Annotated in this window: 24 protein-coding genes and 2 pseudogenes; 17 read left to right on the top strand and 9 right to left on the bottom strand. The window is 51.1% G+C overall.

Annotation, left to right across the window (positions count from 1 at the left end; genetic code table 11):
* Positions 1-304 precede the first annotated feature (304 nt).
* Complete coding sequence (gene tldD / locus A7589_RS15135) at positions 305-1,750, top strand: metalloprotease TldD (protein WP_000055925.1); 1,446 nt, start codon at positions 305-307, stop codon at positions 1,748-1,750.
* A gap of 133 nt (positions 1,751-1,883) precedes the next feature.
* Here tldD and aaeR read toward each other — a convergent pair whose 3' ends face one another.
* Positions 1,884-2,813 (bottom strand): HTH-type transcriptional activator AaeR, encoded by a 930-nt coding sequence (gene aaeR / locus A7589_RS15140; RefSeq protein WP_000440317.1) that lies wholly within the window; start codon positions 2,811-2,813, stop codon positions 1,884-1,886.
* Between the two features lie 182 nt (positions 2,814-2,995).
* On the opposite strand from aaeR, the gene aaeX reads away from it, so the two are divergent.
* The 4 genes from aaeX (at position 2,996) to A7589_RS15160 (ending at position 6,476) form a co-directional block, all read left to right on the top strand.
* Positions 2,996-3,199, top strand: coding sequence for a p-hydroxybenzoic acid efflux pump operon protein AaeX (gene aaeX / locus A7589_RS15145; RefSeq protein ID WP_000051841.1), 204 nt, complete (start codon positions 2,996-2,998; stop codon positions 3,197-3,199).
* A gap of 7 nt (positions 3,200-3,206) precedes the next feature.
* Complete coding sequence (gene aaeA, locus A7589_RS15150; protein WP_000854026.1) at positions 3,207-4,139, top strand: p-hydroxybenzoic acid efflux pump subunit AaeA; 933 nt, start codon at positions 3,207-3,209, stop codon at positions 4,137-4,139.
* 5 nt (positions 4,140-4,144) lie between these two features.
* Positions 4,145-6,112 (top strand): p-hydroxybenzoic acid efflux pump subunit AaeB, encoded by a 1,968-nt coding sequence (gene aaeB / locus A7589_RS15155; protein ID WP_000510936.1) that lies wholly within the window; start codon positions 4,145-4,147, stop codon positions 6,110-6,112.
* 91 nt (positions 6,113-6,203) lie between these two features.
* Positions 6,204-6,476 (top strand): barstar family protein, encoded by a 273-nt coding sequence (locus tag A7589_RS15160; protein WP_001029013.1) that lies wholly within the window; start codon positions 6,204-6,206, stop codon positions 6,474-6,476.
* A 55-nt stretch (positions 6,477-6,531) separates the two neighbouring features.
* Here the strand turns inward: A7589_RS15160 and yhcN are convergent, their stop codons facing one another.
* Positions 6,532-6,795 carry a peroxide/acid stress response protein YhcN gene (gene yhcN / locus A7589_RS15165; RefSeq protein ID WP_016159490.1) on the bottom strand — a complete coding sequence of 88 codons (264 nt, stop codon included), beginning with the start codon at positions 6,793-6,795 and terminating at the stop codon, positions 6,532-6,534.
* 365 nt (positions 6,796-7,160) lie between these two features.
* Complete coding sequence (argR, locus tag A7589_RS15170) at positions 7,161-7,631, bottom strand: transcriptional regulator ArgR (RefSeq protein ID WP_001257843.1); 471 nt, start codon at positions 7,629-7,631, stop codon at positions 7,161-7,163.
* 434 nt (positions 7,632-8,065) lie between these two features.
* Between argR and mdh the strand changes: the two genes are divergently transcribed.
* The gene (gene mdh, locus A7589_RS15175) at positions 8,066-9,004 is read left to right on the top strand and encodes a malate dehydrogenase (RefSeq protein WP_001295272.1); all 939 of its coding nucleotides are present in this window, start codon (positions 8,066-8,068) and stop codon (positions 9,002-9,004) included.
* Positions 9,005-9,068: 64 nt separating this feature from the next.
* On the opposite strand, the gene degS is transcribed toward mdh, so the two are convergent.
* The 3 genes from degS to zapG all read right to left on the bottom strand — a co-directional run bounded on the left by degS (position 9,069) and on the right by zapG (position 12,147).
* Positions 9,069-10,136 (bottom strand): outer membrane-stress sensor serine endopeptidase DegS, encoded by a 1,068-nt coding sequence (degS, locus tag A7589_RS15180; protein ID WP_000497717.1) that lies wholly within the window; start codon positions 10,134-10,136, stop codon positions 9,069-9,071.
* An 89-nt stretch (positions 10,137-10,225) separates the two neighbouring features.
* On the bottom strand, positions 10,226-11,593 hold the full coding sequence (gene degQ / locus A7589_RS15185) for a serine endoprotease DegQ (RefSeq protein WP_000745038.1): 1,368 nt from the start codon (positions 11,591-11,593) through the stop codon (positions 10,226-10,228).
* A gap of 155 nt (positions 11,594-11,748) precedes the next feature.
* The gene (zapG, locus tag A7589_RS15190) at positions 11,749-12,147 is read right to left on the bottom strand and encodes a Z-ring associated protein ZapG (RefSeq protein ID WP_010345273.1); all 399 of its coding nucleotides are present in this window, start codon (positions 12,145-12,147) and stop codon (positions 11,749-11,751) included.
* A gap of 193 nt (positions 12,148-12,340) precedes the next feature.
* Between zapG and zapE the strand changes: the two genes are divergently transcribed.
* The 11 genes from zapE (at position 12,341) to nanQ (ending at position 21,642) form a co-directional block, all read left to right on the top strand.
* Positions 12,341-13,468, top strand: a complete 1,128-nt coding sequence (zapE, locus tag A7589_RS15195) for a cell division protein ZapE (RefSeq protein WP_001192360.1) — start codon at positions 12,341-12,343, stop codon at positions 13,466-13,468.
* Positions 13,469-13,686: 218 nt separating this feature from the next.
* Positions 13,687-14,115 carry a 50S ribosomal protein L13 gene (gene rplM, locus A7589_RS15200; RefSeq protein ID WP_001517180.1) on the top strand — a complete coding sequence of 143 codons (429 nt, stop codon included), beginning with the start codon at positions 13,687-13,689 and terminating at the stop codon, positions 14,113-14,115.
* Between the two features lie 15 nt (positions 14,116-14,130).
* Positions 14,131-14,523 (top strand): 30S ribosomal protein S9, encoded by a 393-nt coding sequence (gene rpsI, locus A7589_RS15205; protein ID WP_000829818.1) that lies wholly within the window; start codon positions 14,131-14,133, stop codon positions 14,521-14,523.
* Positions 14,524-14,915: 392 nt separating this feature from the next.
* The gene (sspA, locus tag A7589_RS15215) at positions 14,916-15,554 is read left to right on the top strand and encodes a stringent starvation protein SspA (protein WP_000257293.1); all 639 of its coding nucleotides are present in this window, start codon (positions 14,916-14,918) and stop codon (positions 15,552-15,554) included.
* A 5-nt stretch (positions 15,555-15,559) separates the two neighbouring features.
* Positions 15,560-16,057, top strand: coding sequence for a ClpXP protease specificity-enhancing factor (sspB, locus tag A7589_RS15220; RefSeq protein WP_000366125.1), 498 nt, complete (start codon positions 15,560-15,562; stop codon positions 16,055-16,057).
* 117 nt (positions 16,058-16,174) lie between these two features.
* A complete protein-coding gene (nanR, locus tag A7589_RS15225) occupies positions 16,175-16,957 on the top strand; it encodes a transcriptional regulator NanR (RefSeq protein ID WP_000990910.1) in 783 nt (260 codons plus the stop codon).
* A gap of 123 nt (positions 16,958-17,080) precedes the next feature.
* Entirely contained in the window at positions 17,081-17,974 is an 894-nt protein-coding gene (nanA, locus tag A7589_RS15230; RefSeq protein ID WP_000224706.1) for an N-acetylneuraminate lyase, read from the top strand.
* A gap of 107 nt (positions 17,975-18,081) precedes the next feature.
* Positions 18,082-19,572: a sialic acid transporter NanT gene (gene nanT / locus A7589_RS15235; RefSeq protein ID WP_000108483.1), complete on the top strand. Its 1,491-nt coding sequence runs from the start codon at positions 18,082-18,084 to the stop codon at positions 19,570-19,572.
* Between the two features lie 47 nt (positions 19,573-19,619).
* Positions 19,620-20,309 (top strand): N-acetylmannosamine-6-phosphate 2-epimerase, encoded by a 690-nt coding sequence (locus tag A7589_RS15240; protein WP_000054233.1) that lies wholly within the window; start codon positions 19,620-19,622, stop codon positions 20,307-20,309.
* Positions 20,306-21,181 carry an N-acetylmannosamine kinase gene (gene nanK / locus A7589_RS15245; RefSeq protein ID WP_000209047.1) on the top strand — a complete coding sequence of 292 codons (876 nt, stop codon included), beginning with the start codon at positions 20,306-20,308 and terminating at the stop codon, positions 21,179-21,181. Before A7589_RS15240 ends, nanK begins: the two co-directional genes overlap by 4 nt.
* Entirely contained in the window at positions 21,178-21,642 is a 465-nt protein-coding gene (nanQ, locus tag A7589_RS15250; protein WP_000979865.1) for an N-acetylneuraminate anomerase, read from the top strand. Before nanK ends, nanQ begins: the two co-directional genes overlap by 4 nt.
* 143 nt (positions 21,643-21,785) lie before the next feature.
* On the opposite strand, the pseudogene A7589_RS15255 reads toward nanQ, so the two are convergent.
* The 3 genes and pseudogenes from A7589_RS15255 to A7589_RS15265 all read right to left on the bottom strand — a co-directional run.
* Positions 21,786-22,091 (bottom strand): annotated as a pseudogene (locus A7589_RS15255) (DUF1016 N-terminal domain-containing protein); the annotation flags it as partial.
* Between the two features lie 182 nt (positions 22,092-22,273).
* Complete coding sequence (locus A7589_RS15260) at positions 22,274-22,990, bottom strand: DUF1120 domain-containing protein (RefSeq protein ID WP_108188907.1); 717 nt, start codon at positions 22,988-22,990, stop codon at positions 22,274-22,276.
* Positions 22,987-23,478 (bottom strand): annotated as a pseudogene (locus A7589_RS15265) (YhcE family protein); the annotation flags it as partial. The gene A7589_RS15260 and the pseudogene A7589_RS15265, both read right to left, overlap by 4 nt.
* Positions 23,479-23,497 lie beyond the last annotated feature (19 nt).

Raw genomic sequence — 23,497 nt, forward strand, 5'->3', positions numbered from 1 at the left:
GATAATCGTTGCCATAAGGCCAACGAGCCGGAACATAACCGTAGGCCGGATAAGGCGTTCACGCCACAATCGGCAGCCGTTGCCTGATGCGACGCAGTGCGTCTTATCAGGCCTACAAACCGGAATATAACCGTAGGCCGGATAAGGCGTTCACGCCGCATCCGGCAGCCGTTGCCTGATGCGATGCAGTGCGTCTTATCAGGCCTACAAACCGGAAATAACCGTAGGTCGGATAAGGTGTTCACGCCGCGTCCGGCAGCCGTAAAAAATCCTCTACCGCAGTAATTAACGAGTAGCAAAAACGATGAGTCTGAACCTGGTAAGTGAACAATTGCTAGCGGCGAACGGCCTGAAACATCAGGACTTGTTCGCGATCCTCGGTCAACTGACCGAACGTCGCCTTGATTATGGCGATCTCTATTTTCAGTCGAGCTATCACGAATCCTGGGTTTTAGAAGACCGCATTATTAAAGATGGTTCTTACAACATCGATCAGGGCGTTGGCGTGCGTGCAATCAGCGGTGAAAAAACCGGATTTGCTTACGCTGACCAAATCAGCCTGCTGGCGCTGGAACAGAGTGCGCAAGCGGCGCGTACCATTGTGCGTGACAACGGCGATGGCAAAGTACAGACGCTGGGCGCGGTAGAGCATAGCCCGCTATATACCTCGGTCGATCCGCTGCAAAGCATGAGCCGTGAAGAGAAGCTGGATATCCTGCGTCGTGTCGATAAGGTTGCTCGCGAAGCGGACAAACGCGTACAGGAAGTGACTGCCAGCCTCAGTGGCGTCTATGAATTAATTCTGGTTGCGGCAACTGACGGCACGCTGGCGGCAGATGTGCGCCCTCTGGTGCGTCTTTCTGTGAGCGTTCTGGTCGAAGAAGATGGTAAACGCGAACGCGGCGCCAGTGGCGGCGGCGGTCGTTTTGGTTATGAGTTCTTCCTTGCCGATCTCGACGGCGAAGTCCGTGCGGATGCATGGGCAAAAGAAGCCGTGCGTATGGCGCTGGTCAATCTTTCTGCTGTTGCCGCACCTGCGGGCACCATGCCGGTGGTTCTCGGCGCTGGCTGGCCTGGCGTGCTGTTGCATGAAGCGGTCGGTCATGGCCTGGAAGGCGACTTCAACCGCCGTGGTACTTCGGTCTTTAGTGGACAGGTCGGGGAGCTGGTGGCTTCTGAACTGTGTACAGTTGTTGATGACGGCACGATGGTTGATCGCCGTGGTTCGGTGGCGATTGATGACGAAGGTACGCCAGGACAGTACAACGTGCTGATTGAGAACGGCATCCTGAAAGGTTACATGCAGGATAAACTCAACGCGCGCTTAATGGGCATGAAGCCGACCGGCAATGGTCGCCGTGAATCCTACGCTCACCTGCCAATGCCGCGTATGACTAATACCTACATGCTGCCGGGTAAATCTACCCCGCAGGAAATTATTGAATCCGTTGAGTATGGCATCTATGCGCCGAACTTCGGTGGCGGTCAGGTAGATATCACCTCCGGTAAATTTGTCTTCTCCACCTCAGAAGCGTATCTGATTGAAAACGGTAAAGTAACGAAGCCGGTGAAAGGCGCAACGTTGATTGGTTCCGGAATCGAAACCATGCAGCAGATTTCGATGGTGGGCAACGACCTGAAACTGGATAACGGCGTGGGTGTCTGCGGTAAAGAAGGGCAGAGTTTGCCGGTTGGCGTGGGTCAGCCGACGCTTAAAGTCGATAATCTGACCGTTGGCGGTACAGCGTAATAATCCCAGTATTTTCAGAAGGATAACTAATCCTTCCACGTGCACGAACGGTTCCCTCGCCCTTTTGAGGAGAGGGTTAGGGTGAGGGGAACCCGTTGGCACAGGTTTGAACAACGTGACAGTACAATATAAATTACTTCTCTTTCCCGCGCCCGTGCATCTCCTGAAATAGCTTACCGACCTCAACAAAATAATCCGTCAGTGAGTTGATCACGACCTGCACCTTCAGTGGCAGCTTATCTTTTTCGGTATACAACGCATAAACCGGGCGTGGATCTGACTGGTAACGCGGCAGCAAGATCTCCAGTTCCCCGCGATTGATCTCGTTGATCACCCACATCAGCGGCACGTAGGCGATGCCGGCGCCTGCCGTCAGCCAGCGCACCAGCGTCATTGGATCATTTGTGACAAATCGCCCTTGAGGGATCAGCCGTGTCGAGATCCCTTCCGGGGCGATCAGTTCAAATTCATTATCCGGGCGCACGCTGTATTCCAGCCATGAATGGCTACTTAAATCGGCGGGTTTTTCCGGTATGCCGTATTGTGTGAGATAGCTTTTAGCGGCGCACACCACCATTGGCATCGCGCCCAGACGGCGGGAAAACAGGCTGGAATCCTGCAAAGCGCCGACGCGGATCACCACATCCAGACCATCAGCGATCAGGTCGGGCGCAGGTATACCTGTGACCAGATTCACGCTCAGACCTGGGTACTCTTTCAGCATTTTTGCTGTCAGCCCGGCGAGAACATTTTGTGCCATAGTTGAAGAACAGCCAATGCGCAGCGTCCCGATGGGGGTGTTATTGAAGGCATACAGTTGTTCATGGACATCCTGCACTTCATGGAGCATCCGACGGCAGCCCTGGTAGTAAATTCTACCGGCCTCGGTCAGCCCAATGCTGCGTGTGCTGCGGTTTAGCAGCTTTACCTGCAACTCATCTTCCAGTTTTGACACCGTCTGACTGATGGACGAAACGCTCATCTGTAGCTGTCTGGCGGCGGCGGTAAAAGAGCCAAATTCAACTACTTTGGCAAACACCGACATGCGTTTTAGTCGTTCCATTATTCACTCTGACTTAAAAGTGATTTAGATCACATAATATAGATAACAGCATAACAGTTACGTTAATATATTAAATATCAATCTACAGCAATGTTGCTCTCGCCCGGCTTTCCATGCCCTTCTCTGCGGCGACAGATGCTGAAAATAATAACGCCTGCTCTCTCTATACAACCAAGGTCAACATGAGTCTGTTTCCCGTTATCGTGGTGTTTGGGCTGTCCTTCCCACCGATATTTTTCGAATTGCTTTTGTCACTGGCGATTTTCTGGCTGGTGCGCCGGGTACTTGTGCCAACAGGTATCTACGACTTTGTCTGGCATCCGGCGTTGTTCAACACTGCGCTCTATTGCTGCTTGTTTTATTTGATATCGCGACTGTTCGTTTGAGGTTGAAGTGAAAACACTAATAAGAAAATTCTCCCGTACGGCCATCACGGTCGTATTAGTCATTCTGGCCTTCATCGCAATTTTTAATGCCTGGGTCTATTACACCGAATCCCCGTGGACGCGTGACGCACGCTTTAGCGCCGACGTCGTTGCGATCGCGCCGGACGTATCCGGACTCATTACTCAGGTGAATGTTCATGATAACCAGCTGGTGAAAAAAGGACAGGTACTGTTCACCATCGACCAGCCGCGCTATCAAAAGGCGCTCGAGGAAGCGCAAGCCGATGTTGCTTATTATCAGGTGCTGGCACAGGAAAAACGCCAGGAGGCCGGACGTCGTAACCGTCTCGGCATACAGGCGATGTCCCGCGAAGAGATAGACCAGGCCAACAACGTACTACAAACGGTTCTGCATCAATTAGCGAAAGCGCAGGCGACCCGCGATCTGGCAAAACTGGATCTTGAACGCACGGTGATCCGCGCGCCAGCAGATGGTTGGGTGACCAATCTCAACGTCTATACCGGTGAGTTTATTACCCGTGGCTCAACGGCGGTTGCGCTGGTGAAACAGAACTCCTTCTATGTGCTGGCCTATATGGAAGAAACCAAGCTGGAAGGCGTACGCCCTGGGTATCGTGCAGAGATCACGCCGCTTGGCAGCAACAAAGTTCTGAAAGGTACGGTTGATAGCGTCGCTGCCGGGGTCACCAACGCCAGCAGTACGCGCGATGACAAAGGAATGGCGACTATCGACTCTAACCTGGAGTGGGTGCGTCTGGCGCAACGTGTTCCGGTACGTATTCGTCTCGACAACCAGCAAGAGAACATCTGGCCTGCGGGCACCACCGCTACGGTGGTGGTCACTGGCAAACAGGATCGTGACGAAAGCCAGGATTCGTTCTTCCGTAAAATGGCTCATCGCCTGCGTGAGTTTGGTTAATCACGATGGGTATTTTCTCCATTGCTAACCAACATATTCGCTTCGCGGTAAAACTGGCGACCGCCATTGTGCTGGCGCTGTTTGTTGGCTTTCACTTTCAGCTGGAAACGCCACGTTGGGCGGTACTGACAGCGGCGATTGTTGCCGCCGGCCCGGCCTTTGCTGCCGGTGGCGAACCGTATTCTGGCGCTATTCGCTATCGTGGCTTTTTACGCATCATCGGCACATTTATTGGCTGTATTGCCGGACTGGTGATCATTATTGCGATGATCCGCGCCCCCTTGCTGATGATTCTGGTGTGCTGTATCTGGGCTGGTTTTTGTACCTGGATTTCTTCACTGGTACGAATAGAAAACTCCTATGCGTGGGGACTGGCTGGTTATACCGCGCTGATCATTGTGATCACTATTCAGCCGGAACCGCTGCTTACGCCGCAGTTTGCCGTCGAACGTTGTAGTGAGATCGTTATTGGTATTGTGTGTGCGATTATGGCGGATCTGCTCTTTTCTCCGCGATCGATCAAACAAGAAGTGGATCGAGAGCTGGAAAGTTTGCTGGTCGCGCAATATCAATTAATGCAACTCTGTATCAAGCATGGCGATGGTGAAGTTGTCGATAAAGCCTGGGGCGACCTGGTTCGACGCACCACGGCGCTACAAGGTATGCGCAGCAACCTGAATATGGAATCTTCCCGCTGGGCGCGAGCCAATCGACGTTTAAAAGCGATCAATACGCTATCGCTGACACTGATTACCCAGTCCTGCGAAACCTATTTGATTCAGAATTCGCGCCCGGAATTGATCACTGATACTTTCCGCGAATTTTTTGACACGCCGGTAGAAACCGCGCAGGACGTTCACAAGCAGTTAAAACGCCTGCGGAGAGTTATTGCCTGGACCGGGGAACGTGAAACACCTGTCACCATTTATAGCTGGGTCGCGGCAGCAACGCGTTATCAATTGCTCAAACGCGGCGTTATCAGTAACACAAAAATCAACACGACCGAAGAAGAGATCCTGCAAGGCGAGCCGGAAGTAAAAGTAGAGTCAGCCGAACGTCATCATGCGATGGTAAACTTCTGGCGAACCACACTTTCCTGCATTCTGGGCACGCTTTTCTGGCTGTGGACGGGCTGGACTTCCGGCAGTGGCGCAATGGTGATGATTGCGGTAGTGACGTCACTGGCAATGCGTTTGCCGAATCCACGTATGGTGGCGATCGACTTTATCTACGGGACGCTGGCGGCGCTGCCGTTAGGGCTGCTCTACTTTTTGGTGATTATCCCTAATACCCAACAGAGTATGTTGCTGCTGTGTATTAGCCTTGCAGTGCTGGGATTCTTCCTCGGCATTGAGGTACAGAAACGGCGACTAGGCTCAATGGGGGCGCTGGCCAGCACCATCAATATTATCGTGCTGGATAACCCGATGACGTTCCATTTCAGCCAGTTTCTCGACAGCGCATTAGGGCAAATCGTCGGCTGTGTGCTCGCGTTCATCGTTATTTTGCTGGTGCGGGATAAATCGCGCGACAGAACCGGACGCGTATTGCTTAATCAATTTGTTTCTGCTGCCGTTTCCGCGATGACCACCAATGTCGCGCGACGTAAAGAGAACCATCTTCCGGCACTTTATCAGCAGTTGTTTTTGCTGATGAATAAATTTCCCGGAGATTTGCCGAAATTTCGCCTGGCGCTGACGATGATTATCGCACACCAGCGCCTGCGTGATGCGCCGATCCCGGTTAACGAGGATTTATCGGCGTTTCACCGACAAATGCGCCGCACAGCAGACCATGTGATATCTGCCCGTAGCGATGATAAACGTCGTCGGTACTTTGGGCAGTTGCTGGAAGAACTGGAAATCTATCAGGAAAAGCTACGCATCTGGCAAGCGCCACCGCAGGTGACGGAACCGGTGCATCGGCTTACCGGTATGCTGCATAAGTATCAACATGCGCTGACCGATAGTTAAGTTAAAACCGACGCCAAAAGCGTCGGTTTTTTCATGTCTATACTTAGCGATGAACGGCAGAACTCGCCGCGAAACGTGACGGTGGCAACAGATGAATATCTATACCTTTGATTTTGATGAGATTGAGAGTCAGGAGGATTTTTATCGCGACTTTAGCCAAACCTTTGGCCTGGCGAAAGATAAGGTACGCGATCTCGACTCTTTATGGGATGTGTTAATGAACGATGTCCTGCCGCTACCGCTGGAGATCGAATTTGTTCATCTGGGAGAGAAAACGCGTCGCCGTTTTGGCGCGTTAATATTGCTGTTTGATGAGGCAGAGGAAGAGCTGGAAGGGCATTTGCGTTTTAATGTTCGTCATTAGCGCAAAAAAAAGCCCCCGAACCGGGGGCAATATCGTCGGACAAGACGATGAGGGTTTATTTGTACAGTTCAGCCGTAGCGTGCCAGGTGTCACCGCTACGAGCTTCAGTAATCTGGTAGGCCGTTGCGCCTTTTTCTTCCGCTTTTTTATTCAGCATTTCACGCATATCCATCGGTGAAGACGCCACCCCACTGACGGATACTGTACCGATAGCTTCACGGTTTTGCGCTTGTGCAGCATTAATGGAATCGGCAGCGAACGCACCGAAAGAGAGAACAGAAAGTACGCTTAATGCAGCAACAGTGGTTTTGATTTTCATGATTTTTACCTCGACATAATCTTTTAACTGGGTCTTTGTTTCGTGACCCATATCACAAAATCAAGTATACACTAATTATCTGACTAATTAATACCACGCTAACCGTTTGTGTTGGGTTTAAAGTGTTAAAAATATTAATTTTTATAACAAAGTGGAATTAAAAACATAGCGCACCATGATAAATATCATTAATTTCAATATGATATAGTGTTTTGCATAATGTGCGATTATTACCCTATGCATTCAAGATGTGAATGTTTTGTCGCAGCAAAGCGCACTATTCGTTAAGTAGATGGCAGGGGAAAGCAGGGAGATGAGAGGAGAACGCAGCATTTTTCCCGCCGCCAGAAGCGGCGGGGTAGAGATTAAAGCTCCTGGTCGAACAGCTCTAAAATCGCTTCGTACAGGTCTTTGACGGTAAAACCTTTGGCAGGGGTGGTAAAGATGGTGTCATCACCGGCAATAGTGCCAAGAATACCTTCTGCTTTGCCCAGAGAGTCCAGCAGACGCGCAATTAATTGTGCCGCGCCAGGGCTGGTATGAATCACCACAACAGCATCGTTGTAGTCGATATCCAGCACCAGATTTTTCAGCGGACTGGAGGTGGTTGGTACGCCCAGTTCAGCTGGCAGGCAGTAAACCATTTCCATCTTGGCATTGCGGGTTCGCACAGCCCCAAACTTGGTTAACATCCGCGAGACTTTAGACTGGTTAATATTGTCAAAGCCTTGCTCCTGCAATGCGGCGACGATTTCGCCCTGGGAGCTAAATTTCTCTTCTTTAAGTAACGCTTTAAACGCTTTAACTAATTCTTCTTGCTTAGCCGAGCTTCGCATAAGTCACCCAATATGGTGGTTGATACAACATTATTGTGCATACAGATGAATTTTTATGCAAACAGTCTGCCCTGGAGAAGGCTGAAATAATGTTATGAAAGAGCGGGATTTTATCAAATTTCGTTATTGAGAAACATGCCTGCGTCACGGCATGTAAATTTCGCTTAAAAGTAAATTAATTGTTATCAAAATGATGTTGTTTTGGCTGAACGGTAGGGTATATTGTCACCACCTGTTGGAATGTTGCTCTAACGCATAAGCGACTGTTAATTACGTAAGTTAGCTCCCTGATTACGTCAATTAAATGCATAAACGCCAAATTTGCGTGACTACACATTCTTGAGAAGTGGTCATTGTAAACAGGGAATTTGTGGATTAAGGTCGCGGCAGCGGAGCAACATATCTTAGTTTATCAATATAATAAGGAGTTTAGGATGAAAGTCGCAGTCCTCGGCGCTGCTGGTGGTATCGGCCAGGCGCTTGCACTACTGTTAAAAACCCAACTGCCTTCAGGTTCAGAACTCTCCCTGTATGATATCGCTCCAGTCACTCCCGGTGTGGCCGTCGACCTGAGCCATATCCCTACTGCTGTGAAAATCAAAGGTTTTTCTGGTGAAGATGCGACCCCTGCTCTGGAAGGCGCAGATGTCGTTCTTATTTCTGCAGGTGTTGCGCGTAAACCGGGTATGGATCGTTCCGACCTGTTTAACGTTAACGCCGGTATCGTGAAAAACCTGGTACAGCAAGTTGCGAAAACCTGCCCGAAAGCGTGCATTGGTATTATCACTAACCCAGTGAACACCACTGTGGCTATCGCTGCAGAAGTGCTGAAAAAAGCCGGTGTTTATGACAAAAACAAACTGTTCGGCGTTACCACGCTGGATATCATTCGTTCCAACACCTTTGTTGCGGAACTGAAAGGCAAACAGCCGGGCGAAGTTGAAGTGCCGGTTATTGGCGGTCACTCTGGTGTTACCATTCTGCCGTTGCTGTCTCAGGTCCCTGGCGTCAGCTTCACCGAACAAGAAGTGGCTGATTTGACCAAACGTATCCAGAATGCGGGTACTGAAGTGGTTGAAGCGAAAGCCGGTGGCGGGTCTGCAACCTTGTCTATGGGTCAGGCAGCTGCACGTTTTGGTCTGTCTCTGGTTCGCGCACTGCAGGGTGAACAAGGCGTTGTAGAATGTGCCTACGTTGAAGGCGACGGTCAGTACGCACGTTTCTTCTCTCAACCGCTGCTGCTGGGTAAAAATGGTGTGGAAGAGCGTAAATCTATCGGCACCCTGAGCGCATTTGAACAGAACGCGCTGGAAGGTATGCTGGATACGCTGAAGAAAGATATCGCCCTGGGCGAAGAGTTCGTTAATAAGTAATTGATTAGCGGATAATAAAAAAAACCGGAGCAACGTCTCCGGTTTTTTGTCTTTCACGCTGGCCTTAATTGGTCGCCGGATATTCCTGAATGGTGACCTGCAACGTTAACTGTTTATCATCACGCATCACTACAACCGGGATCACCGAGCCTGGTCGGATTTCCGCCACCTGATCCATCGTCTCCAGAGCAGAGATGGCCGGTTTGTTATCCACCGAAATAATCAAATCGTTGACCTGAATACCCGCATTCGCCGCCGGGCCGTCAGGTGACACTTCATTAACCACGATCCCTTGCAGTTGATCGATGCCGCCGCCCTGCGCGTGCAAAGGTGCGATCTCTCGTCCACCAATGCCAATGTAGCCACGGATCACGCGACCATCGCGGATCAGCTTATCCATAATTTTGGTTGCTAACTGGAAAGGAATCGCAAAGCCGATACCTTCCGGCGTTTCGCCATCGTTACTCTTATCAAACGACAGCGTGTTAATGCCCATAAGCTCACCTAGCGAGTTAACCAGCGCGCCACCAGAGTTACCATGGTTAATGGAAGCATCGGTTTGCAGGAAGTTTTGCCGCCCGGTCGGGTTCAGGCCGATTCGACCCGTGGCACTGATAATGCCCTGGGTAATGGTCTGCCCGAGGTTGTACGGGTTACCGATCGCCAGCACCACATCGCCAATGTGCGGTACGCGTCGTGAATTGATTGGAATAGTGGGTAAACCGCCAGTGGCATTAATTTTAAGCACCGCCAGATCGGTTAGAGAGTCAGATCCCACCAGTAATGCTTCAAAAACACGACCATCCTGTAAGGCGACGATGATCTGATCGGCGTCGTTGATCACGTGTTTATTGGTGATGATATAACCGCGTTGATCCATGATCACGCCAGATCCCAGCGTACGGATCTCAAGCTGGTTGTGTGAGGAGGTGTTCAAACCACGGTTATAAACGTTGACTACCGCTGGCGCGGCGCGGCGAACCGCCAGATTATAGCTGGCAGGCGTCTCATCGGTACTGTCGAATTGCGGTGTGGAAAGCGGGTTAATGCTGCGCAGCGAAGGCATGGCAACCAGCAGAATAGCGCCGACAATTAATCCAATCGCAACGGAACGTAAGAGCTTCACAAACATGATGGAGGCGTCATTAAAAAAGGGAACGGCAGCAGCATACCACGAGTTAACCGGACATCACACGTCAGCCTGATGCCCGGTTTACGACATTAACGCATTAGCAGGTAAATGCTCTCATTGCCACGTACGATCTGCAGGGCGATGATGGACGGTTTTGTCGCCAGCACTTTGCGCATTTCAGCGATCGAATTCACCCGATCGCGGTTGACGCCAATGATCACATCGTCTTTTTGCAAGCCAGCCTGAGCGGCGGGGCTTCCTTTGACAACCTCATCGATCTTAATACCTTTGCCGCCATCTTTTAGCTGACCATCGCTCAACGTCGCGCCTTCCAGCGCAGGTGTGATCATCTCGGCACTGGCTGACGATGAGGTGCTGGTATCGAGTGTCACTTCTACTTCCAGTGGTTTGCCGTTACGCAGCAGGCCAAGTTTCACTTTCGTGCCCGGCTCGGTGGTCGCGATACGAGAACGCAACTCAGCAAAGCTATTGAGTGGTTTACCGTTGAGACTGGTAATAATATCGCCCGCTTTCACGCCTGCTTTCGCCGAGCCAGAACCTGGCAGCACTTCGCTGACAAACGCGCCGCGCTGAACGTCCAAATTAAATGCTTTGGCGATATCGGCACTCATTTCGGTGCCTTTAATGCCTAACAGGCCGCGTTTGATTTCACCAAAATCAATAAGTTGCTGCGCCAGAGTTCGCGCCATATTACTCGGAATGGCAAAACCAATCCCTACGCTACCGCCGCCCGGGGCAAGGATTGCGGTGTTGATGCCAATTAATTCACCGTTAAGGTTTAACAGCGCACCGCCGGAGTTACCACGGTTAATAGAGGCATCGGTCTGAATAAAGTTTTCCAGACCTTCGAGATTTAACCCACTGCGGCCTAATGCGGAAACAATCCCGGAGGTGGCGGTTTGCCCAAGACCAAACGGGTTGCCGACAGCGACGGCAAAATCACCGACGCGCAGTTTATCGGAGTCGGCAATGGCAATTTGCGTTAATTTGCCTGGATTCTGAATTTGCAACAGGGCGATATCGCTCTGGTCATCACCGCCAATCAGCTTTGCATCAAACTCACGCCCGTCATTGAGTTGAATACTGATTTTCTGTGCCTGATTAATGACGTGATTGTTGGTCAGCACATAACCTTTATTGGCATTGATTATGACGCCGGAACCTAAACCTTCGAAAGGTTGCGCAGGCTGATCCGGTAAATCATCACCAAAAAACTTTTTGAATTCTTCCGGAATTTTCTGCTCCTGGCTGGCGGTTCCTTCGACTCGAACACTGACCACTGCGGGAAGCACTTTTTCCAGCATCGGCGCCAGACTGGGCAGAGGCGCTTGACCGGCAACCTGGCCGGGAATCGATGCGATGGCCTGAAACGGCGCCGAGAGAGTTAACCCGACACTTAACGCTAATGCACTCAACAGCTGGGTTTGCTTTTTCATTATTCCTGCTCTCGTACCTGAATGATAAGAAAAAGAGATTCAAAACAGTTTGATGTTATTGAATTTTCAGATGGCAAACAATGAGACACCAGATTAAATGATAGTCGGGGGAAGAAGAGAAGAGGAGGGCGCAATGGCTGCGCCCGAAAAATAAATTAGTCGCGCTTCGCGCCGGTACGTAACAGGCCGGATGCGCCTTCAGAATAGTCACGCGGCATCTGCACCGGAGCCTGATCGTTGCTGGCTTCAGATTCTGCCAGACGATTGCGGAACGGGTTGGCTTCAGCAGACAGTTCCGGCAGCAGGCTGCTGGAGCTTTTCGCCATGTGTTGATACAGCTGGCGATAGTCGTGCGCCATGGTATCCAGTAATTCCGCGCTGCGGGCAAAGTGGTTAACCAGCTCTTCGCGATACTCGTCCAGTTCAGCTTTATTTTTTTCAAGTTCGTACTGCAACGCCTGTTGCTGGCGCAGTTTACGATTACCAAAACGCATGGCCACAGCACCAATAATGATGCCGACGACTAACCCAATTAGCGCATATTCCCAGGTCATGAACATCTCCCGTTGTCTTTTGTTTCCGTAGGGTGTTGGCTTCAGGCTCCATGCCTGCGGCTGATTATGCCACTATAACCGTTAATTCCACAGAAGTGGAATCCCGACTGCATATCGCGTAGTGTAGAACGGCCTTTTTTTCGTCAACCGTGAACAACGGCACACCGATTATTCAAGGAATAACAAGAACATCATGCAAAGCGTTACCCCGACATCGCAATACCTGAAGGCGCTCAATGAAGGTAGCCATCAACCCGACGACGTACAAAAAGAGGCCGTCAGTCGGCTGGAGATTATCTACCAGGAATTAATCAACAGCACGCCGCCAGTCCCCAGGGCTAGCGGGCTAATGGCACGGGTCGGGAAACTGTGGGGGAAGCGCGAAGATACAAGCAACGCGCCGGTGCGTGGCTTATATATGTGGGGCGGTGTAGGGCGCGGGAAAACCTGGCTGATGGATCTTTTCTATCAAAGTTTGCCGGGAGAGCGAAAACAGCGGCTGCATTTTCACCGTTTTATGCTGCGGGTGCATGAAGAATTAACCGCATTGCAAGGGCAGAGCGATCCGCTGGAAATTATTGCCGATCGTTTCAAAGCCGAAACTGACGTGCTCTGTTTTGATGAATTTTTTGTTTCTGATATTACCGATGCCATGCTGCTGGGTGGCCTGATGAAAGCATTGTTTGCTCGCGGCATAACGCTGGTAGCAACGTCAAATATTCCGCCGGATGAGCTTTATCGAAATGGCCTGCAACGTGCGCGTTTTCTGCCTGCAATCGATGCCATTAAACAGCATTGTGATGTAATGAACGTGGACGCCGGTGTTGATTATCGGCTGCGTACCCTTACTCAGGCGCATCTGTGGCTGTCGCCGCTTAATGATGAAACGCATGAGCAGATGGATAAGCTGTGGCTGGCGCTGGCAGGTGCAAAACGAGAACAAGCCCCTACGCTGGAAATCAATCATCGACCGCTGGCGACAATGGGCGTAGAAAACCAGACGCTGGCGGTGTCATTTACCACGCTGTGCGTCGATGCCCGCAGCCAGCATGACTATATTGCGCTCTCACGTCTGTTTCACACGGTGATGTTGTTTGATGTTCCTGTCATGACGCGGTTGATGGAGAGTGAAGCGCGGCGTTTCATTGCGCTGGTGGATGAATTTTACGAGCGCCATGTCAAGCTAGTGGTGAGCGCGGAAGTACCTTTGTATGAAATTTATCAGGGCGAGCGGCTGAAGTTTGAGTTCCAGCGTTGCCTGTCACGTCTGCAAGAGATGCAAAGCGAAGAGTATTTGAAGCGCGAGCATTTGGCGGGTTAAAACCTGTCACAAATCACAAAAAGGGGTCGATCTTTGACCCCGACTTCTCTATAATCTTGCGACCCCACGTTACAAGAAAGTTTTTTTCCCAAAACTTTTTGTGTGCTGGCATAGGCTATTCGAAGGGGTAGGTTTGCCGGACTTTGTCGTGTGAACCTCAACAATTGAAGACGTTTGGGTGTTCACCAACGTGTAACTATTTATTGGGTAAGCTTTTAATGAAAACTTTTACAGCTAAACCAGAAACCGTAAAACGCGACTGGTATGTTGTTGACGCGACCGGTAAAACTCTGGGCCGTCTGGCTTCCGAACTGGCTCTGCGCCTGCGCGGTAAGCATAAAGCGGAATACACTCCGCACGTAGATACTGGTGATTACATCATCGTTCTGAACGCTGACAAAGTTGCTGTAACCGGCAACAAGCGTACTGACAAAGTGTACTATCATCACACCGGTCACATCGGTGGTATCAAACAAGCGACCTTTGAAGAGATGATTGCTCGCCGTCCTGAGCGTGTGATTGAAATCGCGGTTAAAGGCATGTTGCCAAAAGGCCCGCTGGGTCGTGCTATGTTCCGTAAACTGAAAGTTTACGCGGGTAACGAGCACAACCACGCGGCACAGCAACCGCAAGTTCTTGACATCTAATCGGGATTATAGGCAATGGCTGAAAATCAATACTACGGCACTGGTCGCCGCAAAAGTTCCGCAGCTCGCGTTTTCATCAAACCGGGCAACGGCAAAATCGTTATCAACCAACGTTCTCTGGAACAGTACTTCGGTCGTGAAACTGCCCGCATGGTAGTTCGTCAGCCGCTGGAACTGGTCGACATGGTTGAGAAACTGGATCTGTACATCACCGTTAAAGGTGGTGGTATCTCTGGTCAGGCTGGTGCGATCCGTCACGGTATCACCCGCGCTCTGATGGAGTACGACGAGTCCCTGCGTTCTGAACTGCGTAAAGCTGGCTTCGTTACTCGTGACGCTCGTCAGGTTGAACGTAAGAAAGTCGGTCTGCGTAAAGCACGTCGTCGTCCGCAGTTCTCCAAACGTTAATTGCTTTCTGCTCTGGCAGAATACAATTTGCGAAAAACCCGCTTCGGCGGGTTTTTTTATGGCTAAAATCTGAATCAGCGTAAGAATGGAAAGATGCTTTTTGCTACTGTCTGACAGGCAGGTAAAGCAAAAACAACATCGCCGATAAGGGATTAAGTCAACCATTTCAGACTAAAGCGCATCTCTTTTTCCCCATTTCCGGTATCGACTTACCACAAAGGTCGCAAAATCTGGTAAACTATCATCCAATTTTCTGCCCAAATGTCGGGTATTGCTCATTTTTTGTTTGATTTTCGAACAAAGAGAGTCGTTCCTTACTGGGTAACATAACTTCTGACTGGCCACCTGGTGGCTGGTAGCAGTAAAAATTCTGACTATACCTGGAGGTTTTCATGGCTGTCGCTGCCAACAAACGTTCGGTAATGACGCTGTTTTCCGGTCCTACTGACATCTATAGCCATCAGGTCCGCATTGTGCTGGCTGAGAAAGGTGTAAGTTTCGAGATCGAACACGTGGAAAAGGACAATCCGCCTCAGGATCTGATTGACCTCAACCCGAATCAGAGCGTTCCGACCCTGGTGGATCGTGAGCTGACCCTGTGGGAATCTCGCATCATTATGGAATATCTGGATGAGCGTTTCCCGCATCCGCCACTGATGCCTGTTTACCCAGTAGCTCGCGGTGAAAGCCGTCTGTACATGCACCGTATCGAAAAAGACTGGTACACGCTGATGAACACCATCATCAACGGTTCAGCCTCTGAAGCCGATGCCGCACGTAAGCAACTGCGCGAAGAACTGCTGGCGATTGCGCCGGTCTTCGGTCAGAAGCCGTACTTCCTGAGCGATGAGTTCAGCCTGGTTGATTGCTACCTTGCTCCATTGCTGTGGCGTCTGCCGCAACTGGGCATCGAGTTTAGCGGCCCGGGTGCGAAAGAGCTGAAAGGCTATATGACCCGCGTCTTTGAGCGTGACTCTTTCCTTGCTTCTTTAACTGAAGCAGAACGTGAAATGCGTCTGGGCCGGAGTTAATCTGTATGGATTTGTCACAGCTAACACCACGTCGTCCCTATCTGCTGCGTGCATTCTATGAGTGGTTGCTGGATAACCAGCTCACGCCGCACCTGGTGGTGGATGTGACGCTCCCGGGCGTGCAGGTTCCTATGGAATATGCGCGTGACGGGCAAATCGTACTCAACATTGCGCCGCGTGCGGTTGGCAATCTGGAACTGGCGAATGATGAAGTGCGTTTTAACGCGCGCTTTGGTGGCATTCCGCGTCAGGTTTCAGTACCGCTGGCTGCCGTGCTGGCTATCTACGCCCGCGAAAATGGCGCAGGAACAATGTTCGAGCCTGAAGCTGCCTACGACGAAGATGCCAGTATCATGAATGATGATCAAGCGTCGGCAGATAATGAAACCGTTATGTCGGTCATTGACGGCGATAAGCCCGATCACGATGATGACCATCATCCTGACGATGAACCGCCACAGCCTCCACGCGGTGGACGCCCGGCATTGCGGGTTGTGAAATAAATGATAAACAGGCCCATGTGGCCTGTTTTGCTATCTACCTTCTTTTCGCCTGATTTTAATACTGTGTTACGATAACTTCGCTATTATCCGTCAACGTATTTTCCCAGAAAGAGCTCTATGAACGCATTTGATCCGCAAGCAGAAGATTCTCCGGCTACTATCGGTCGTAACTTGCGTCGTCGTCCACTGGCGCGCAAAAAACTCTCCGAAATGGTGGAGGAAGAGCTGGAGCAGATGATCCGCCGTCGTGAATTTGGCGAAGGTGAGCAACTGCCGTCTGAACGCGAACTTATGGCGTTCTTTAACGTTGGGCGTCCTTCGGTACGTGAGGCGTTGGCGGCGTTAAAGCGCAAAGGTCTGGTACAAATTAATAATGGTGAACGCGCTCGTGTCTCGCGTCCTTCTGCGGACACCATCATCGGCGAGCTTTCCGGCATGGCAAAAGATTTTCTTTCCCATCCTGGCGGGATAGCCCATTTCGAACAGTTACGCCTGTTCTTTGAGTCCAGCCTGGTGCGCTATGCGGCTGAACATGCTACTGATGAGCAAATTGATTTGCTGGCAAAAGCTCTGGAAATCAACAGTCAGTCGCTGGATAACAACGCCGCGTTTATTCGTTCAGACGTTGATTTCCACCGTGTGCTGGCAGAGATCCCTGGGAACCCGATCTTTATGGCGATCCACGTTGCTCTGCTCGACTGGCTGATCGCCGCCCGTCCGACAGTCGCCGATCAGGCGCTGCACGAGCATAACAACGTTAGTTATCAGCAGCATATTGCGATCGTTGATGCGATCCGTCGTCACGATCCCGATGAAGCCGATCGCGCATTGCAATCGCATCTCAACAGCGTTTCTGCCACCTGGCACGCCTTCGGTCAGACCACCAACAAAAAGAAATAATGCCACTTTAGTGAAGCAGATCGCATTATAAGCGTTCTGTATGATGTGTTGCTTATTTGATCTGGTATAACAGGTATAAAGGTATATCGTTTCTAACAGGCAAGCATCACTTCAGAGGTATTTATGGCAACAAATTTACGTGGCGTAATGGCCGCACTCCTGACTCCTTTTGACCAACAACAAGCACTGGATAAAGCGAGTCTGCGCCGCCTGGTTCAGTTCAATATTCAGCAGGGCATCGACGGCTTATACGTAGGTGGTTCAACCGGTGAAGCCTTTGTACAGAGCCTTTCCGAGCGTGAACAGGTACTGGAAATCGTCGCCGAAGAGGCGAAAGGTAAGATTAAATTAATCGCTCACGTAGGTTGCGTCAGCACTGCTGAAAGCCAACAACTTGCGGCATCCGCTAAACGTTATGGCTTCGATGCCGTCTCTGCCGTTACGCCGTTCTACTATCCTTTCAGCTTTGAAGAACACTGCGATCACTACCGGGCAATCATTGATTCAGCGGATGGTTTACCGATGGTGGTGTACAACATTCCGGCGTTAAGCGGCGTTAAACTGAGCCTGGATCAGATCAACACTCTGGTTACGTTGCCAGGTGTCGGCGCGCTGAAACAGACCTCTGGTGATCTCTATCAGATGGAGCAGATCCGTCGTGAACATCCGGATCTGGTGCTCTACAACGGTTACGACGAAATCTTTGCTTCCGGCCTGCTGGCGGGCGCTGATGGTGGTATCGGTAGTACCTACAACATCATGGGCTGGCGTTATCAGGGCATCGTTAAGGCGTTAAAAGAAGGTGATATCCAGACCGCGCAGAAACTGCAAACCGAGTGCAACAAAGTCATTGATTTGCTGATTAAAACTGGCGTATTCCGTGGCCTGAAAACAGTTCTGCACTATATGGATGTGGTGTCCGTTCCGCTGTGCCGCAAACCGTTTGGTCCGGTAGATGAAAAATATCTGCCAGAACTGAAGGCGCTGGCTCAGCAGTTGATGCAAGAGCGCGGGTGAGTTTTTCCCCTCACTCGCCCCTACCGGGTGAGGGGAAATAAACGCATCTGTACCCTACAACTTTCATACCAAAGCGTGTGGGCAACGCCCATCGCGGGAGACTCACAATGAGTACTACAACCCAGAATATCCCGTGGTATCGCCATCTCAACCGCGCACAATGGCGAGCATTTTCCGCTGCCTGGTTGGGATATCTACTTGATGGTTTTGATTTCGTTTTAATTGCCCTGGTACTCACCGAAGTACAAGGTGAATTTGGGCTGACGACGGTGCAGGCGGCAAGTCTGATCTCCGCAGCCTTTATCTCACGCTGGTTCGGAGGCCTGATGCTTGGGGCTATGGGGGACCGTTACGGGCGTCGTCTGGCAATGGTCACCAGTATCGTTCTCTTCTCGGTCGGGACGCTGGCTTGTGGCTTCGCGCCAGGCTACATCACCATGTTTATCGCTCGTCTGGTGATCGGCATGGGGATGGCAGGAGAATACGGTTCCAGCGCCACCTATGTGATTGAAAGCTGGCCAAAACACCTGCGTAACAAAGCCAGTGGTTTTCTGATTTCCGGCTTCTCTGTGGGTGCCGTTGTTGCTGCTCAGGTTTACAGTCTGGTGGTTCCGATCTGGGGCTGGCGTGCGCTGTTCTTTATCGGCATCTTACCGATCATCTTTGCTCTCTGGCTGCGGAAAAACATCCCGGAAGCAGAAGACTGGAAAGAGAAACACGGAGGTAAAGCACCGGTACGTACAATGGTGGATATTCTTTACCGTGGTGAACATCGCATCGCCAATATCGTGATGACGCTGGCGGCAGCTACTGCGCTGTGGTTCTGCTTCGCCGGCAACCTGCAAAATGCCGCAATCGTCGCTGTTCTTGGGCTGTTATGCGCCGCAATCTTTATCAGCTTTATGGTGCAAAGCACGGGTAAACGCTGGCCAACGGGCGTAATGCTGATGGTGGTTGTGTTGTTTGCTTTCCTCTACTCATGGCCGATTCAGGCGCTGCTGCCGACGTATCTGAAAACTGAGCTGGCTTATAACCCACATACGGTCGCCAATGTGTTGTTCTTTAGTGGTTTTGGTGCGGCGGTGGGTTGCTGCGTCGGTGGCTTCCTCGGTGACTGGCTGGGAACGCGCAAAGCCTACGTTTGTAGCCTGTTAGCTTCACAATTGCTGATTATTCCGGTGTTTGCGATTGGCGGCGCAAACGTCTGGGTACTCGGTCTGTTACTGTTCTTCCAGCAAATGCTCGGTCAGGGCATCTCCGGGATCTTACCGAAACTGATCGGCGGTTATTTCGATACCGACCAGCGTGCGGCGGGGCTGGGCTTTACCTACAACGTCGGCGCACTTGGCGGCGCACTGGCTCCAATCCTCGGCGCGTTGATCGCTCAACGTCTGGATCTGGGCACTGCGCTGGGATCGCTCTCGTTCAGTCTGACGTTCGTGGTGATCCTGCTGATTGGTCTGGATATGCCATCCCGCGTTCAGCGTTGGCTGCGCCCGGAAGCGTTACGTACTCATGACGCTATCGACGGCAAACCATTTAGCGGTGCCGTGCCGTTTGGCAGCGCCAAAAACGATTTAGTCAAAACCAAAAGTTAATCCTGTAGCCCGGTCTCTGCACCGGGCCTTTCGCTAAGGGAAGAAGTATGTCGTTACTTGCACAACTGGATCAAAAAATCGCCGCTAACGGTGGCCTGATTGTCTCCTGCCAGCCGGTTCCGGACAGCCCGCTCGATAAACCCGAAATCGTTGCTGCCATGGCATTAGCGGCAGAGCAGGCGGGTGCGGTCGCTATTCGCATAGAGGGTGTGGCAAACCTGAAAGCCACGCGTGCGGTGGTGAGCGTGCCGATTATCGGGATTGTGAAACGCGATCTGGAGGATTCTCCGGTACGTATCACGGCCTATATTGAAGATGTTGATGCACTGGCGCAGGCAGGCGCGGATATTATCGCGATTGATGGCACCGATCGTCCGCGTCCGGTGCCTGTTGAAACGCTGCTTGCGCGTATTCACCACCACGGTTTACTGGCGATGACTGACTGCTCAACGCCGGAAGACGGTCTGGCTTGCCAAAAGCTGGGAGCCGAAATTATTGGTACTACGCTTTCTGGCTATACCACACCTGAAACGCCAGAAGAGCCCGATCTGGCGCTGGTGAAAACGTTGAGTGACGCAGGATGTCGGGTGATTGCCGAAGGGCGATACAACACGCCAGCGCAGGCGGCAGATGCGATGCGCCACGGCGCATGGGCAGTGACGGTCGGTTCTGCCATTACGCGTCTTGAACACATTTGCCAGTGGTACAACACAGCGATGAAAAAGGCGGTGCTATGACCACACTGGCGATTGATATCGGCGGTACTAAACTTGCCGCCGCGCTGATTGGCGCTGACGGACAGATCCGCGATCGCCGTGAACTTCCCACGCCAGCCAGCCAGACGCCGAAAGCATTGCGTGAAGCCTTAGCCGCGTTAGTCTCCCCGTTGCAAGCTCATGCGCAGCAGGTTGCCATCGCTTCAACCGGGATAATCCGCGACGGCAGCCTGCTGGCGCTGAATCCGCATAATCTCGGTGGATTACTACACTTTCCGTTAGTCAAAACTTTGGAACAACTTACCGATTTGCCGACCATTGCCATTAACGATGCGCAGGCCGCAGCGTGGGCGGAGTATCAGGCGCTGGAAGGCGATATAACCGATATGGTCTTTATCACCGTTTCCACCGGTGTTGGCGGCGGCGTGGTCAGTGGCGGCAAACTGCTTACCGGCCCTGGCGGTCTGGCGGGGCACATCGGGCATACGCTTGCCGATCCGCAGGGGCCTGTCTGTGGCTGTGGACGCACAGGTTGCGTGGAAGCGATTGCTTCTGGTCGCGGCATTGCAGCGGCAGCGCAGGATGAACTTATGGGCGCAGATGCGAAAACCATTTTCACGCGCGCCGGACAGGGCGACGAGCAGGCGCAGCAACTGATTCATCGCTCTGCACATGCGCTGGCAAGACTGATTGCCGATGTTAAAGCCACAACTGATTGCCAGTGTGTGGTGCTCGGCGGCAGTGTCGGGCTGGCGGAAGGGTATCTGGCGCTGGTGGAAACGTATCTGGCTAAGGAGCCAGCGGCATTTCATGTTGAGTTACTGGCGGCGCATTACCGCCATGATGCAGGTTTACTTGGGGCTGCGTTGCTGGCTCAGGGAGAAAAATTATGATGATGGGTGAAGTACAGTCGTTACCATCTGCCGGTTTACATCCAGCACTACTGGACGCGTTAACGCTGGCATTAGCCGCCAGGCCGCAGGAAAAAGCGCCGGGTCGTTACGAATTGCAGGGCGACAATATCTTTATGAATGTCATGACTTTTAACACTCAATCGCCCGTTGAGAAAAAAGCCGAATTGCACAAGCAATATATTGATATCCAGTTATTGTTAAGCGGCGAGGAGCGGATTCTGTTTGGTATGGCAGGCACTGCGCGTCAGTGTGAAGAGTTTCACCATGAGGATGATTACCAGCTTTGCAGCGCCATTGAGAACGAGCAAGCTATCATCCTGAAACCGGGAATGTTCGCCGTGTTTATGCCAGGAGAACCGCATAAACCGGGATGTGTTGTTAGCGAGCCAGGAGAGATTAAAAAGGTGGTAGTGAAGGTTAAGGCCGAGTTAATGGCTTAAAACTTGGTTCGTTTTAAAGATTCTGCAGACACCGTCTGCAGAATTCGAAACCGCTGAAATTAACAGCGTCTATAACCTTCCTCTGGCGCCGCCTGTGTTCGAACGAGTTCATCCGCGAGTCGTTTTTTATCAGGTAACAAGCATAATTTGGCAGACATTGTCTGCACGAATTTCAATTCGTTGAAAAAATATAAAAATTTTTAAACTGCCATAAATTCCTGGTGGAAAAACCACGCTTATACCTAAGACTTAAATCCTTTGATAGCCGCTTGATTAGCTGTGCGCCATACGCAGCCTTGTTCAAATTCGACAATTCGTCGGCCAATTATCCAGTATGTGGCGGTCATTAAGGCTACGTATCGTTTCCGTCGGGCACTATCGGCCAGGTGAATAATGCCGTCGTGGATTTGCTGATAGCCTGCTGTGGTTCTCTCTGAGAGAGATTCCATTATCTGTGCCTTTATACGGCGCTGTGTTGAATAATGGAGTCAGCTATATGCCTGGGATGAGCACTGAACAATTAAGAACGGCGTATTACATTCACTTTCCCTAAGATAGGTGAACAGTTTCCAGCAATATTATCAGAGCGTATAAAACGAATGCCAGATAGTACTCCTGCCCGGCATTGTTATTACAAGTAAACCACGCTTATCACTGCTTGACCATCCAGTTCGATTTTCTCTGAACTGCCTAAATCATTCGCAATAGATGCGCTCACCTGTAGTGGTATAACGGCGTTAGTCACAGGAATGGGGGAATTTTCCCCTGCTTTTACAAAGGTGTAGTAATAACTTTGGTCGACAGCAAGCGGATAAGCGGTGAGCGTTTGCCATGCTCTTTTTTGCCCAGTTATGACCGCATCTGCACCTGCAACTGATGTCGCCAACGTCTGGCTACCATTGCTGGCGCTAATGTTTTGGCTATCAATTAACACAGCATAACTGCCGATATTCTTATTATCTTTTGTTTTTCCTAAGCCGAATAAGCGTGTTGCCTGGTTAATATAACCGCCGCCATTCACGGTATATTTTACACCGCTCTGACCTTCACCATCTTTTCCGGTGACCACGCTGTCCATCCGCGTATCCCGGGCAGTAATCGCGATTCCGGTTGCTGATTCACAAGTGATGGTCAGAGTAATATTACGTGTGCCAATCTGAGTGTAATGCTGCGTTGAAAGTGCATTGATTGAATGGCTGCCGAAGTTCACTACACCGCCGTTGCTTAACAGCGGTGTACAGGCTACAGCTTCCAAAGACACCTTGACGCCAATGGTGGCTCTGTCAGCGGCTTGTACTGACAAAGTAATAAAGGCGCTGGCGACAATCAGCAATTTTGTGTTGTTCATTTTGCCTCCACCAGGACAGTAAGATTGCCCGTAATATCCGTCATGTCGGTGAGCTCTCCTTCATCCTTAAAAGAAGGCGCCATGGTCAGTGTGAGGCTGATACTTTTACCGCTATCAATTACTGCTTCCTGACCATTTTGCATAAATACCAGCCAATTATTAGGCGAAGGGCTTACAGATGCTGTTCCTGCACTGCCTGCATTGTCACTTTTGCTGTTAGCTAACGCCAAATCAAAGCTGTCACTACCGGAAATTGCATCGCTGGCGACCAGATTTAATGCACCGTCCGGGCCAAAACCAAATCTGTTATTTGTAATATGCGTGGTACTTAACTGAACGCGGACATGACCAGTCTGGTCGCATTGAATAACCAGCGTGGTTGTTTTGTCCGCTAACTGCGTTGTCTTACCTCGGTCGGCCTGGCGCATAGCGGCACTGCGTTTGCCATAGTCGACATTTTGTGTGCTGCTGGTGAGATTACACTCTGCCTAGACTGGCCCCCTGAAC

This window comes from Escherichia sp. MOD1-EC6475 (assembly GCF_003046645.1).
Taxonomy (GTDB): domain Bacteria; phylum Pseudomonadota; class Gammaproteobacteria; order Enterobacterales; family Enterobacteriaceae; genus Escherichia; species Escherichia ruysiae.